The sequence below is a fragment of the bacterium genome, assembly GCA_041648665.1.
Classification (GTDB): Bacteria; UBA10199; UBA10199; order 2-02-FULL-44-16; family JAAZCA01; genus JAFGMW01.
The window spans coordinates 22,376-36,868 of sequence record JBAZOP010000027.1 but is presented as its reverse complement, the minus strand read 5'-3'; the positions used below and the strand labels follow the sequence as shown (position 1 = coordinate 36,868).

Genomic DNA, 14,493 nt, shown 5'->3' with positions numbered 1-14,493 from the left:
TATGCCTGTTGCCTTTTCGCCTATTCTACCGCACTTTGTGCTCTTCGCCAATACCCCATACTCAATTTGACAAATACTCACAGCTGTGATTATAATTGGGCACCTCACAATTCACAAGCTGAAAGGAGCTTGCTGTGTCAAATAACCAGTATTCAATTCGAGTGGCAGACATGGTGCCCACGTTGGATCACCTGTATGCCCACGCGCGGCGGCACGCGGTCATGTTTGTCGGGCCGACTGGCGTGGGCAAGACAGATGTGGTTCGTGCGTGGGCCGCTGCGCATGGCTTCACCGAAGCCAATGGCAAGTTGTGCGTGGTTCACGCTGCGCACATCGAGCCGACGGACGTGTATGGCATTCCGATCCCAGATCGGCGTTCCGGCACGACCGACTTCTACCCCAATGCCTTCTGGCCCTGGGGCGGCGGCATCCTGTTCCTCGATGAACTCAACCGCGCCGCAATCGCCACGCTCAACGCATTGCTTCAGGTCGTCCTGGACAAGCGCGTTGGAGCCAAACGCCTGCCAGATGACCTTTTCATCGTTGCGGCGGCCAACCCACCCGGCGGATCGTATCACGTCACACCGTTGTCCTCACCGATGGTGGGCCGCTTCGCCATCTACCACGTTGACGCCGACCCTGATGGCTGGCTGGCGTGGGCGGCCCGGCGCGGCATCCATCCAGTGGTGCAAACTTTCATATCGCGTAACCGCGATGCGCTCAACACTGAGGACGATGGCGCGGCGCAGCAACTCCTGCCCGTGCCCAATCCGCGAAATTGGGAGCGCCTGCACGACGCCTTGAACGGGGCGCGCTATCCCAAGGACCTCGGCGTCGCCGACCGCATTCTGCACGGTATCATCGGCGCGTGCGTGGGCCAGGCGATGGGGTACAATTTCCTGACGTTCTGGCGCAGCATCGATGCCATTCCAGAGCCGGAAGACCTGTTCTCCGGCAAAGCCAAACTGCCCAAGAAGCTTGACCATGCCCTGGTCGCGGGGTTCTCGCTGGTATCATGGTTGCAGTCGAAGGTCGTCTCCGGTGCGGACGCCGAGACGATGGTCACCACGCTCCTGCAACGCCAGCTTGACGACGGGTGGGACGGTGAGGTCGTCACAGCCATGACCATGCGCCTGGCGAGCGCGCAACCCGGCGCGACGCTGACGGCGCTCACGCGCGCCCAATCCAAAGATGGCAAGACATTCGACGACCAGTATGGCGACGCTGCCATACAGGTTTCCAAGGAACTGGAAGCGGCGGGGCTGACCAATGTATCGTAAGCCAGTGCTGACGCAGGAACAGATTGCGCAACTGCCGCGCGACGCGCAGGAGGCGTATCTAAAGCGCCTGGTGCCCACCCTGCGCAGCGGTATGACGATGGTCATGCCCTACTTTGCACTCTTAACCGCAAAACTGGCGCTACGGCTAGCCAAACCAGGCCAACTGGCCAAGGATACCGCCGCTGGGCTAGCCAGCGACGGGCGCACAGTCTGGGTCAACGAAACATTCCTGGGCATGGATATCCCAGAGCAAGTCGTGGTGCTGTGCCATGAAGTCGTACACTACATCCTGCGCCACAACGAGCGGGCGCGGCATTACCAATCCGAACTTTTCAACGTGGCGGCAGACCTAGTGGTCAACAGTTTGCTACAGCGTGGCGGGTTGCGCCTACCCGAAGGGATGCTCACGCCTGAACTGCTGCGCCGCATGGTGCCGGGGCTGAAACTGACAACCAATCAGGTTGCCCGGATGACCGCTGAGCAAGTGTATCTGACCTTGCAACAACAGTTGCCGCCAGAGGACGCGCCAAGCCCACAACCGCCTTCTTCATGTTCTGGCAACGGCGGCGGTGCCAGTAGCAAACAGGATAAGTCACAGGATCAGGACAGCGATGACCAGCAAGATCAGGACGCCGATGACAGCGCCCCCAACCAGGTGTTGAGTGCGACTAAGCCCGGCCATGACCTGAGCACGGCGCATCGGCCCGGCGCGGATGACCTGGGCGACGATCCCATCCCCGGCGAGGAATGGGGCACAATTGCGCGCCAGGCAGACGACGACCTGAAACGCCTGTTTCCAGGCACCGACGCGGGCCATATCCTGCGCGATGTCCTGGGCACAGCGCGCCCTGTCCCGCCGTGGTGGCAGGCAGTGCTGGCCTATGTTCGGCCCACCGCAGAGGAATACTCGCTGAGGCGGCCCAACCGACGGCATATCTGGCGCAACAGTTACCTGCCGGGCCGGAACCCCATCGACCCATTCGTCGTCGTCGCCGTGGATGTGAGTGGGTCGATCAGCAACGAGCAGGCGTCGGACTTCGTGGCGGACATCCGCGCGCTTCTGGAGGGGCTGCACGTCATCGTGCGCCTGATCGCCGTGGATACTGAGGTCCGCTATGACCAAGTGCTCAAACCGGGCGAGCCAGTGCCAGAACGCCTGCCCGGCGGCGGCGGCACGAACTTCAAGCCGTTCTTTCACATGATGTCCGAAGAAAGCATCCCGCCTGAGGTCGTCGCGTTCTTGACCGATGGCTACGCCTACTACCCCGACGAAGCGCCAGCGTTCCCAGTGGTATGGGTGCTGACGCCAGAGCACGAGAGGCCGCCGTTCGGGGAGATCACGTACCTGGAGCGCGCGCCTGCCGGTGCGGCCTTGTAGGCTGCGCGGCGCTGTGTATAATTGTCATGAAAGGAGGTGCTTATCCCACAATCGCTGTGTCGTTCAATCTCATTTTGTCCGTTACCTATATAGGAGAAGAATACTATGACAGGCCTGGATAGTTGGGAAGATATCTCAACCGAACCCGAACCGCAGGAAGCCCCTACGCCCATCGAGGCGCGCTATGTCCTGTTTTCAGGCGGGCGCGGCCCGGTCGAAGAGCCGACAGGCGCGCCTGGCTCGGACGAAACGGTCATGAACATCTACGTGGACATGACCGATGTGGTCACGGCGCTGGAGGTCCGCGAGGAACGCTTCAGCATCAAGGCCAATGCGCAGAGCAAACTCATGCGTTTCCTGGCATCGGCCAAGGAAGCGGCTGAGGCAGCTGGCGCGCCCATCCCGGAGACGTTGCGCCAACTGATCGGCATGGTGTGCTTGGTCGAATGGGAGGTCTTGCCCATCGACATTGCCGCTGGTCGGTACTGGCAGCTGCCCCAGGTCCGCAAGGTCTTTTGGTCACCCGACGACGGCGAGTACGATCCGACCAAACCGGACGCCACGCAGCCCATGAAAGCTATTGCGCTCGCGCTGGCGGACGCGGAGGCCAGCGGCGCAGATATGCCAAAGGCCGAGGCGAAAGCCAAGCCTGACAGCAAGACCCCGACTGTGGACGATGTGGTGAAGATGATCGAGAAAGCCATCGATGCGGACACCCGCAACAACCTGGACAAAGACACGCTGCTTGTCGTTGCACAGGCGCGCGTCACCGGTGTCAGCGACAAGCTGCTTGAGGAAGCCGTCGCCAAGATCAAGGCGTAGCCAGATACGCTGTGCAAAGGATGCTGGGCATGGGGAAAGCGAGGTGTGGTATAATGAAACCACGGAGTGATTACTCATGCCCAGTGTGCTTATCGACAGCAGAGAACCGGCTGATCTGTACACCCAGATCAGCGTGGAGTTCCTCGCCATGAAAGGCGTCGAAGTGTACCCACGCTTGCCCTTGCCAGTGGGCGATGCCCTGATCGTGGGCCAGCACGCCACATACTACGTAGAGCGCAAAACGACCCGCGACCTGGCGGCATCACTGACCGATCAGCAAGCCAATGGCCACTCGCGCCTGCGCAACCAGATCGAGAAGCTCAGCGGGATTGCGCGCACGACAGATGCAATCCCGCTGCTCGTCATACATGGCGACGCGCCCACGCGCTCGCGCAAGGGTAACCTGGCATGGCATGTGCGCGGGCAAACCATCGTCTCCGAACTGAACTTTTGGTCGTTTCAGATGGCGATTGCCAGCATTGCAGTGAACTCACCGGTACGGGTAATCCCACTGTGGAACGCCTCGTACCCGCAGTTTCTGACGTATCTCATGCGCGCCGCGAACAAAGCGCGGCACGCATTCGCAAACGTCGCGTAGCCAGATAGGAGGATATCATGGCTGTCGAAGCGGCAATTCGTGCCGCGTCCGTCAACATTACAAGAGCCATTTGTTTGCTCGTCGCTGCACAAGAGCGCGCCAACCTCATCGCGGCAATCCAGGCCACGGGTGAGCCACTCCGCCCCAACAGGTTCAGGAAACTTGTGAAAGGAATTGAGAGTTCCCTGAACGACGCGCTCGCAATGGCTAAAGCCTCGGATGGCGCAGATGGCTAAGACACTCCCATCCACGGCTCTGGCCCCAAGCGGGACCGAGCAGCGCCCAGATATGAGTATCGTAATAGGCGACTTGCTAGGCCAAGAATACCGCCGGCAGGTCGCACTGGGCGATATCGGTTTTGCGCGCGAACTCAACGTGGTGGGCGGCAAGATCAAGCCGGGCAAGGACGCCATCGCACAGTTTCGCACGCTCATGAACGCGCTCCAGATACCGATGACATTCAACGGCACGGACCTGATCCTGGGCATCGTCATCGATAAACAGGTCCGGCCTCACGTCACGGTCGAGGGCGAACTTGCCGTCGCTATCCGTGACCCGCGCGAGCTATACGCCGTCATCACCGACGCCGATCACAAAGTCGGTGAGGGCGGCGCATCGGTCGTGGTCCGCACCACACTACGCTATCGCGGCCCGACTCGCGCGGATGGGGAGCGCGTGCCGCAGGAATTCAGCGCTACGGACACCGTGTTCCTATCCGACTACCATGCCTTCATGGGACGCATGGAACAGGCCGCTGCAGATCTGGCCATGCGCCGCCTGCTCGGCAAAAGCGATGCCAACACCACACCATCTTTCCTGACATCAGGTGCGGTCAAGGAAGCCACCGACTTTCTCACCAACGTCCAGAAGCAACTCAACCGGGGCCGCGCCTTCGCGCTCCGCACCGCGCGCACACACAGCTTGCGCTTAGCTCTCCGCGAGGCGCGCGGCCGTCTGCCCATCGTGCCTATGGCGGGCTACGACCTCCTGGAACGCATCGAGCTATCGGGCCGTGCCGACCTGTGCCGCGTCATGCTGGGCACGGGCTACTCCGAGCTTGACATCATCGATCTGGCCGATGGCTACTGGCCGAAGCACATCCAAACGCTGGCGGACATCCCGGACGACGGCGCGGAATGCACAACCTTCTACCGAAAGGTCGTCATGGGCAACTTATAGCAAGTGGGGATTGGGGCAATGGGGAACGCAAACGCAAACGCAAACGCACAAGCAAACGCAAACGCAAACGCAACTGATAAACGCAAGCACGCACAGAACCGAGCTATAGCCGAGAAGAGGAGTTTATCGTGGCCAGCCAGAACCCCAAGAACAAAGCCGTTAACTTTCGCATCACTGAGGACCTGGATGAGGCAATTTACGAGTTTCAGGACAGCAACAGCATACGGACATACTCAGAAGCCGTGCGCACGCTTTTGGAACTTGCGCTCGTTCAGGTTGCACAGAACCCGAACGCGGCACAGCGCCTTGCGGCGTCAGCAACTGCACGCCGTGCCGCGCACGAGCGCGCAGCAATGGAAGCCTCGCTCAGCGCAGTGGCGGATAGCACTGACCTGTATCGGATGACAGGCGATGAGAGACATTTGCGCAAGATCATCGAACTCACTGCACCATATCCCCACGCGCCACTACACCATGACATCGCCGTCGCTATCACTGCACTTGGCGCAAATGGCAGCACACCCTGACATTATGTCAAGTGCCACAGAATGGGAATCAATATATATAGGGCCGCTCACCAGAGCGGCCCTATAGCAAAGAATTAATTTGCGAGAAGAATTAGGATTTGTAATGCAGAAAAAAAACATGTAAACATAATACATTTTATGTCAACCAAGGTCGGTTTGAGGCCAGAAAGCAATAGATTGATGCAGCAACACAACAAAATACACAAAAACCAGAGGTCCTTTCATTATATATATAGGGATTTGAAATCGAGGTTTTGTAAAATGTTTACATGGTCAAAATTTTGCAATACAAATTTTAAATTTAACCCATGTTAAACCTGTCACTTGACATAAAACTAAGGAAAATTAACACAAGGCGCAATCTCAATTATTGCCTAAAAGGGAGGCAAACCGAATGGACGCACTGACCTATCTCGCGCACTTGCTGCTCATCATCTATGTCGCCTCGGCCACGCTGATCTGGTTCACAGACCTGGCCCGGTATTGGGATAAGCGCTGGGACGACGATGGCAAGACCCCTATGCTTGCCAACCACATCATCACCGTGATCGCCGTCACTGTCGTCGCCCTGGCGTCGCCCCTGATCGCCGTCATCGATCTCTGCGTCAAAGGCTACACCACGTTCACCCGTGCGGGCGACCATGACCAGCGCACGCGCGGCAGATAGCAAAAGGCCACGCCTTGGGGAAGCGCGGCCTCTCGCGTGAAAGGAGGATATCGCTGTGTCTATGTGTTATAATAGATGCATATGGCAAAAAAGTCAAGACTTTCAGAAAGGAGGAATGCCAATATGTGGGCCGTTCTAATCATCATTGCGGCACTGGTGGTGCTTGGGGCACAGACAGCCGCTGCGACGCCGGGCGATCTGATCGCCAAACTGACCGCCGGCATGGGTTACTTCTTTTGCGCCTTTGTCGTGGGCCTGATCGCCACAATTCAGGCCAGCAAGACGACGCGCGAGTAACCTGCGCCTGACCCAACCAATAAAAAGGAGTTTCATGCTGTGTCTACTGCCATTCCGTACACTGACGCTACCACGCTTGATCTTGACGAAATACTGCACACACTCAATATCGAGCGCACGGCCCGCCGCGCGCCGCACTTCCTGAACCAACTCATCGACGCCATAAGCCATGACGATCCGCAGGACCTTTTCTACCCTTCTGGCGGCGTGCCTGCCTATCCCAGGTTCCGCCCGGCGCAACGCATCCTTATCCCGGAACTGGTGCGCATCGCATTGCTGGAAAACAGCAACCGCACCGCCGGCCCGCTGCCCATCGTCATCCTGGAACTGCCGCCTGGCTCTGGCAAGAGCGATATCGTCACGCTTGCCACTTCAGCACATGTTACAGATATGGGCATCGCCGGCAGTGTCGTCACGGCCACAAAGGACCTCCAGCGCCAGTACGAACTGCTGGGCGGCGTGCCCCTCATGGGCCGGGCCAATTACCCCTGTGTCAATCAGGAGGTCGTCGATAAGGCCCTACTTGCCGGCGTGCGTCGCCTGATCACTGTCGATGACTGCCCCTTCGAACCCATGCTTCAGTGCCCGGTCAGCGACCGCTGCGAATACGTCCTTGCCAAACGCCGCACGCTCTACGCACCCTTTGCCCTATTTAATTATGCCTGGCTTTGGTGGGGCCACGCCTTTACCAAAACGCGCCTCCAAACCATGTGCGCCCTTGCTCATCTCCTGATCTACGACGAGGCGCACAGCCTGGACAGCATTGGCACGAGCATGTCTGGTATCACGCTATCACGCCGCGACCTCGACAAATGGAATTTGACCATGCCGCCTACGCTCAACGGCTCCTCATCCACGGTTCTCCACAAGGCATCCAACTGGCTTCAGTCAAACATCGACCTCATTGCCCAAAAGCGCCTCCAGGCCGCACAATACTGGGGTATCACCAAAGCCGACCCATCGGTCACCCATGAACTCATCAAACTCATGGAGCGCATGGAATACGTCCGCGCTTCATTGCCCATCCACGCCGCCAGCGCTGCGCGCTATCACGTCCACGCCGATCATAATGGTCTGGACCTGCGCCCACTGCGCCCATCCGATGCCCTAGCTGCCCGCTTCTTCAACCGCACTTTCCTCACGGACCTCACCACTATCGTTGTCATGAGCGCCACGCTTGGCCCCGTCGAAGGCGTGCTGGACCAACTCGGCATCGCCGACGACTATGCACAAGGGCGCATCAAGCTTTACACCTACACCGGTCCACACTTTATCCCGCCGGCGCACCGCCCGGTCTACTACATCGATGATGCGCCCAAAATCTCCAAGCGGTCCACCGACGCCGACTATGCGCGCCAGGCTGACTTGATTGCCCAGGCCATCCAAACCTATCATGCCCACGCCACACGCCAGCGCACAGTTATGATCCACACCGTGTCCTGGATGCACACCCGCACTCTCATTCGCTTGCTCCAGGCGCGCGGCGTCGCTACCATTACCCAGGACCGCGACCTCAGCCGCGCCGACGCCATCGACGCAATCCGCGACCTACCCGAAGGCTCAGTTGTAATCTCGCCCTCGCTCAACCAGGGCTACAACCCACTTCCCTCCTCCACGCCGGGTCTTATCATTATCGCCAAGACTCCGTTCCCGTCGCTGGCCGACCCCATCGTGCGCGAGCGCCAACGCCTGCCCGGCGGCGGCAGTTGGTACTTCAGCGAGGCCGCGAAAGAGATCGTCCAGGGCAGCGGGCGCGGCCTGCGCCTCGAAGGCGACCGCGCCATCACCCTTATCATCGACAAAGCTGCCAGCATGGTTTTCAAGCGCTTCCCACAATGGTACGCCGCCACACTCGCCAAAATACCCGCCATCGCCGTCGATAGCGCCATTGTGAGTTTTTGTCAAACTCCATGAGCTATGATACAATATTGCAACACGACACAGGAGGCCATCCATTATGGTTGCCTAACCAGTCCATATCCCATTAACCCGCATTCGCATATTTAGGAGGATATCAAGTGTCAGAGCCGCGCATCATTACCAATGCCAATGGGCCGGTGTCCGCGCTCGCGGGCGCATACGCTTACTACCGCGTCGCACTCACACTCACCGCGCCTATGCTTGGCACGGTCAGCGCCGACCCGGAAGTCTACCGCCAGTACGTCCTTGGTCCCGCGCTCGCCAAACTCCAATCTGCCCAGGACTGGCGCGTCCAGGCGGACGCCGACGAACTCGAAGACGAACTCAAGACGCTCCCGCCACTTCTCGATGAGGAAGGCGAACAGGTCCGTGTCCGCAGCACCTTCCACCGCAACGCCGACAACGAACCCTGCATTTATGGCTACCTCGTCATGGCCAACCTTCAGGAAGCGTGCCAGGTGCTCCGCATGGGCGACACAAAAGGGCCGGATGGCAAGCCGCTGGGTCTCGAAAGCAAGAAGCTCACGACATACCAGAAGTCAATCCGCACCAACTTATTCGTCCTGGCCCCACAGCGTCTCATTACACTCAATGCAGCAGGGGCCGAGTGGCCCATTCCCGCCGACCCTGCCGCGCCGCCCTACGACGCCAAGAACCTGCCCATTATGGTCCGCCCCCTGCGCGCCAATACGCCGCAAGGCCCGCGCGTCGCCATTGCCGCCAGTGACTTCGTGCCGGCGGGCACCACACTCAACTTCCACATTTCCTTGCTCAACACAGGCAAGGTCACCGAAGCCATGCTCATCGAGTGGCTGGACTACGGCGCGCAGCACGGCCTGGGCCAGTGGCGCGCCGCCCAGTGGGGCACCTACTACTTCGAACTGGAACCTGTGGATCGCGCCGCCGTCGCCGACCTGATCCGCGCGCGTGTGTCCCGCATCCCGTTCACCATGCGGCTGTGAGGTCACGATGTCTGGACCACAAGATACCTTAGGCGTCAACTGGCTCACCATGAAAGCTATCCCAGACTGGACCGTTGTCCTCAACGGCCAGACGATCCGCCGCCTGACGCGCGCAGGCCGTGCCTTTGACGCTGCCCAATCCCAATTTGCCAACCTGAAGCCGTCCCAGTACCGCCGCATCCACAATCGCCTCGTGACGGCCACCATCGCACGTGACTATGCCGATGACGCAGGTCTGGAACATCTCGGCGTCTACGACGACTTTGTGCCGCGCACTGTCACAACTTGGGCGCGCAACAACTTTGACAGCTTCGACCCGGATACCATCCGCGAGATCACCGCAGAAGTCAGCGCGTTCCGGCTTCAAGCCGAACGCTGCATCACACACTACCCCAAGAACCCTATCCTGGCGGCGTCAGTTTTCGAAGCCGCCGGATTGATGCTCTCCCGCCCCGCGCTGCAATGGGTCAGCGCCGAGCGCCTGGGCGTTCAAGCCGAGCGCCGCGCTGTGCCCACGCTCGAAGGCGAGCGCTTCCGCCTTACTATCAGCAGCGGCGTCTTCCACCAATTTCAGAATCTATACCACGCTTACGGCTCCGTCAGGCCGTTCTGGATGCTGCATCCCGAAATCATATCGGCGCAAATCTATGCCGTGACGCCCTGGGCTGACCTGCTCTACAAACTTGTCGTCCAGCAGCGCGACGCCGACGTGGCCATCCGGGTGCAAATCCTCGCCGAAAGCCCTGACGATCCAACTTCAATTCTTGACCGCCACGACGACCTGGACGCGCGCCGCGTGCTGGGCGCAACCCTGATCGCAGACGCCCAAACCGACAACCCAAAATACTGGGCCGTGGCCGGCGCGACGGGATGGGTCACACTCACGCCCTTCCTTGACACCGACGATGCCCTGGCCCTTGCCGAGGACCTCCGCGCTGCCCTCACGGATGCAAATTACGTACTTTCCATGACGGGTTCGCATACAGTTGTGCGCCAGCGCATAACCAGACTACATGAACTTGAGGACGCCCACGAAGCTGACAGCCTCAGCGGCTATGGCTACCCAGGCAGCCAGCGCTATGGCCCCGACCTGTACGCGCGGGACACCATCGAGCATATGATTACAGCGCGCAATGTCAACTGGCTGGCCGCACACCTCATCACCCTGGCTTACATCCAGTGGAGTTATACACCGGCAGGCCGTGCGGTCCTGCGCGAAATCTGCGCCAAGCGTGACGCCAAACGCGCCCGCTATGAGGCTGCTGCCGACACAGTCGCGCGCGATAACTACGGACAGTTTGGTTTCTTGGTCCGCCCCGACTAAATCGGGATAAACCCAAAGGAGCAATACATGAACGACCACGAGCAGCCTGACAACAGCGACGAAGAAATCTTCGACGAACTTCTGGAGCACCTGGAATGGGGCGATGTTGACCGCGAGCCAGAAGCCTACTCCACGCCGGTTGGGGTCGATGCCGACACTGCCGAAGTCATCGACGAACACGAAGTTGGCCTCAGGCTGGATGGCATCCTCGATGCCCTGGGTATGGGCACAAATACCCCATTTGCATTTGAGGTCAATTCGCCTGAGGGCTTCGTGAAAGCGATTCGCAATTTTGTCCTCGATCAAAATAAGCAGGGCATAACTTCGCTCAATACCGATGTCCTGGACGAAATCCGCACCGAAGCCGTGCCCGAATCGTTACAGCACGCCGTCACACTCATCCAGCGGTCTATCGACGAACTGGGTGTGCCGCCCGACTACGCCAACTTCGACCCGGAACAGACCGAGGACCACGAGCGCGCCGTCTTCGCGCTGCACTCCGAACTCACCAATCTCCTGATCCTGCTCGAAAGCTCCGCCATATGTTCAGCCATTCTCAACGCCATGATCGACAATGTACACGATGCATACCACGACGAAAGCAAGACGGCGGATATCAGCCCATGCGTTTTGGCCCACGTCATGGGCGCGGTTATGATCCTCACTGACAGGATGGGCAAAAGCATCATGACGGTCTTCGAACTCATGAAGGTCATGCGCACCGGCTCCTCCATCTTCCCTTTACTGCGATATTTCGAGGACACTTTTGGGGACCGCACCAAGGGAGGCACGCCATAATGCAGCCGCTGGACATACTAGACCCCACCAACCACGACGTGCTTGACGATTTTGAGAACCACTTCGACTATGCCAGCCTGGAGGCGTTGCCGGAACGCTTCCGGCCCTGGGTCGATCAGGCGCACGCCGAGTGGCGCGGTGATGACACACCACACATTGGCATCTTGCACTTATTCGACGGCACGCAATTCGGCGCGCATCTTTGCACCAGCTGCGTGCGCCATCTCAGCCATATCTGGCGGCTGCACAGCCTCTACGCGCGTCTCAAACTTCTCGCCGGCCTCAGCGATGCGCCCGACCGCGACGCCATGCCACTCGAAGTTGCGCTGCAACTCCTGATCGGGTCACACTGCACCGAGCACGCCCCGCGCCTGGGCCGGCTGACGCAACTTGCCCAACTTATCACCGACGGCGACACTAACGCCATTCAAACCATAATGGCCACAAGCCGCACCTTGCGCGACCTATTTTCCAGTGACGAGGCGCGCATCCAGGGCGCAATAATCTACATGACGCAGCAAATGTCGAATTTGCTTAGCTACGATATTTATGATGCATCAATCCGTATACGCGATGTTGCTTTGACCCATCGTATCTTGGGGTTTTTCGCTGCGCGCGTATACGATCCATCTTGTAGCGATGAGGACTTTCGCCTGGGTTTGTACGCCAGTTTTCTTGTTGTTGTTCTACGCAGCTGCATATCTGATACTCATGCGGGTTCTATTCATGGCCGATATACAATTTCGATGGGCTACGAACTCGATGTCCACGCTACCCTGCTCGCCGCCAGCGCCGGCGCGCGCTTTGCCCTATCTAGCCTGGGTCACCGCGCTCTTGCCCAAGATACACAAGGCCGGTACGCGCGCGCATCCTACTTGGTCGCCACGCTGCTTCTGACGGGCGTCAATCAGGCCAATGACCTCTTCGCCCAAAGCAACCTCACCGGCCTGTTCGATGATATCACGCGCCACGCGCCTGCGCCGCCTGCCGGCCCGGACCTCGACGCTTTCCTTTTTAACATTGCTGGCCGCCACCAATATGCGGGCCGCCCCGACCGCTTGCCTGTTATCCTATCCAATGCAGTTACCGAAGCGCACAAACGCCTGCGTTCTGGTCGCAAGCGGCCCAACGAGCTATCGCTGGATCTGTTCAATAACACGAACGCGCCCATCTCAGTCCTGCCACTTATCGAGCGCACTATCCGCGCAACCCAAGGTCAGGAAACGGCACCAGAACACTTCGTGATCTGGACCACCGACGCACTCTGCACGCAAGGCGCTTTCCGCGATCAGGCATGGATTGTCACGGGTCAGCAAATGATGCAGTTTGCGCCAAACGTGACACGACACGTCAGTTCCACAATCCTGAACGATCAGTCATGCCTGCTTTCCATTTTTTACTCACCCCGGACCGGCTTCGTGAGTTCGGCCCGCAACTACCATTTATACGACGACAAGGGCCTCCCGGATGCATGCTTTCTCCAGATTGGCGTGCCGAGCATAGTAAACATCCACGACCAGGATTTTGTGCATCTCGAAGCCGGTATCGCTGCGCCCGGCGCAGACCCCCTGCTGCCCGTACCCGCCGCGCGTGTTATATGCCTGTTTCCCAATCTACACCTCTCGGTGCCGTCGCTCTTATTCCCTGATTTCTACACCCCGGCTAAAGCCGGGGCAACTGCGCCAACCCAATCTGTCTCGCCCGTCACGGCAAACTTCGTCATGGGCGCGCTCGCATGTTCCTACTTGATCACTGGCCAGCGCGGTGGGGACACCTGGCGGACCGGTCTGCACGCGGCGCTGCAACAATATGCGCGCCGCTATCCTGATCAGGACATCGACGCTACGATATCCAAATTGGCCTCGGCTTTTCTGGGTTACATGCTGGCCGTCATCCGCGCATTCCAGCACGCCCGCTTCAACTCGGCCACACCACAGAACATGACGGATCATTTCCTCGCCGAGTTCGGCCCTGCACTCTTGCACGGCGTCAAAGACCCCGACACAGTACAGCCCATTTATGACGCGCACATCACGGCCTTTGGCACTGATCACACTTTCATCTACCTGCCCTTCGACAAGGCCAGCAGTGCCTTCGAGCACTATGTTGGATGGTCGCGCCTGGGGCCACGCCGCGCCGCATGGCAGATTGAGCATTCCAGCACCCTAGCCTGAGACAAAAAAAGAGGGCTGACCCCGAAAGGTCAGCCCCGCGAACCAACACCCGAACCCCGGCCCCGCCGGAATTACGCCAGCGCCGGCATCTCATAGAAGAGCGCTACCTCCTCCCTGAACGTGTATACCAGGCCGACGAACTCCCCGTTGCCCACAGCCTCGCGCCGCGTGATGACCGGCCCGTAGTCCACGAACCAGTCATCCAGGATAAGCTCCATCTCCGTCCGCAGCCAGCCGCCGCGCGCTTCCGCCCGCACCTGGTGCAGCCCATCGCCGCAGATCGTCAGCTGTATTGGCTGCATCCCGTTCTTTCGCGCCCGATACGGATACAGTTTCACCGGGATGGGGATACCCCAGCCCCCGGCGCACGCGGCCTGTCGCACCACATATACAGGGCACGCCTGCATATGCTCGATATTCCCATCCCGCGCCGGCACACCGCAGTAGCTGCACTGCGGCGTCTCCGCGTCCGCATCCGCGCCGGCCAGCGGCCCGTGAACCAGCGCGCGCACGGCTTTCTCGAACCCATTCCACTCACCTGCAAACAGGCGATCTTTCTCGAACACA

The 14,493-nt window shown here is 59.4% G+C and carries 15 protein-coding genes; 14 read left to right on the top strand and 1 reads right to left on the bottom strand.

Annotated elements, in window-relative coordinates:
• Nucleotides 1-134 precede the first annotated feature (134 nt).
• The 14 genes from WC683_10330 to WC683_10265 all read left to right on the top strand — a co-directional run bounded on the left by WC683_10330 (nucleotide 135) and on the right by WC683_10265 (nucleotide 13,926).
• Complete coding sequence (locus tag WC683_10330) at nucleotides 135-1,280, top strand: MoxR family ATPase (GenBank protein ID MFA4973002.1); 1,146 nt, start codon at nucleotides 135-137, stop codon at nucleotides 1,278-1,280.
• Entirely contained in the window at nucleotides 1,270-2,658 is a 1,389-nt protein-coding gene (locus WC683_10325; GenBank protein MFA4973001.1) for a VWA-like domain-containing protein, read from the top strand. Before WC683_10330 ends, WC683_10325 begins: the two co-directional genes overlap by 11 nt.
• Nucleotides 2,659-2,763: 105 nt before the next feature.
• Nucleotides 2,764-3,480 (top strand): hypothetical protein, encoded by a 717-nt coding sequence (locus WC683_10320; GenBank protein MFA4973000.1) that lies wholly within the window; start codon nucleotides 2,764-2,766, stop codon nucleotides 3,478-3,480.
• A gap of 76 nt (nucleotides 3,481-3,556) precedes the next feature.
• A complete protein-coding gene (locus tag WC683_10315; GenBank protein MFA4972999.1) occupies nucleotides 3,557-4,078 on the top strand; it encodes an ERCC4 domain-containing protein in 522 nt (173 codons plus the stop codon).
• A gap of 17 nt (nucleotides 4,079-4,095) precedes the next feature.
• Nucleotides 4,096-4,314, top strand: coding sequence for a hypothetical protein (locus WC683_10310; protein ID MFA4972998.1), 219 nt, complete (start codon nucleotides 4,096-4,098; stop codon nucleotides 4,312-4,314).
• Complete coding sequence (locus WC683_10305) at nucleotides 4,307-5,257, top strand: hypothetical protein (protein MFA4972997.1); 951 nt, start codon at nucleotides 4,307-4,309, stop codon at nucleotides 5,255-5,257. The genes WC683_10310 and WC683_10305 overlap by 8 nt, the downstream gene beginning before the upstream one ends.
• A gap of 128 nt (nucleotides 5,258-5,385) precedes the next feature.
• A complete protein-coding gene (locus WC683_10300) occupies nucleotides 5,386-5,784 on the top strand; it encodes a hypothetical protein (GenBank protein MFA4972996.1) in 399 nt (132 codons plus the stop codon).
• Between the two features lie 394 nt (nucleotides 5,785-6,178).
• Nucleotides 6,179-6,451, top strand: coding sequence for a hypothetical protein (locus WC683_10295; protein MFA4972995.1), 273 nt, complete (start codon nucleotides 6,179-6,181; stop codon nucleotides 6,449-6,451).
• A 123-nt stretch (nucleotides 6,452-6,574) separates the two neighbouring features.
• A complete protein-coding gene (locus WC683_10290; GenBank protein ID MFA4972994.1) occupies nucleotides 6,575-6,748 on the top strand; it encodes a hypothetical protein in 174 nt (57 codons plus the stop codon).
• Nucleotides 6,749-6,787: 39 nt separating this feature from the next.
• Complete coding sequence (locus WC683_10285; protein MFA4972993.1) at nucleotides 6,788-8,662, top strand: helicase C-terminal domain-containing protein; 1,875 nt, start codon at nucleotides 6,788-6,790, stop codon at nucleotides 8,660-8,662.
• A gap of 104 nt (nucleotides 8,663-8,766) precedes the next feature.
• Entirely contained in the window at nucleotides 8,767-9,630 is an 864-nt protein-coding gene (locus WC683_10280) for a hypothetical protein (protein MFA4972992.1), read from the top strand.
• Between the two features lie 7 nt (nucleotides 9,631-9,637).
• Entirely contained in the window at nucleotides 9,638-10,954 is a 1,317-nt protein-coding gene (locus tag WC683_10275; protein ID MFA4972991.1) for a hypothetical protein, read from the top strand.
• A 27-nt stretch (nucleotides 10,955-10,981) separates the two neighbouring features.
• The gene (locus WC683_10270; protein MFA4972990.1) at nucleotides 10,982-11,752 is read left to right on the top strand and encodes a hypothetical protein; all 771 of its coding nucleotides are present in this window, start codon (nucleotides 10,982-10,984) and stop codon (nucleotides 11,750-11,752) included.
• The gene (locus tag WC683_10265) at nucleotides 11,752-13,926 is read left to right on the top strand and encodes a hypothetical protein (protein MFA4972989.1); all 2,175 of its coding nucleotides are present in this window, start codon (nucleotides 11,752-11,754) and stop codon (nucleotides 13,924-13,926) included. Before WC683_10270 ends, WC683_10265 begins: the two co-directional genes overlap by 1 nt.
• A gap of 71 nt (nucleotides 13,927-13,997) precedes the next feature.
• On the opposite strand, the gene WC683_10260 is transcribed toward WC683_10265, so the two are convergent.
• A complete protein-coding gene (locus tag WC683_10260) occupies nucleotides 13,998-14,492 on the bottom strand; it encodes a hypothetical protein (protein ID MFA4972988.1) in 495 nt (164 codons plus the stop codon).
• Nucleotide 14,493 lies beyond the last annotated feature (1 nt).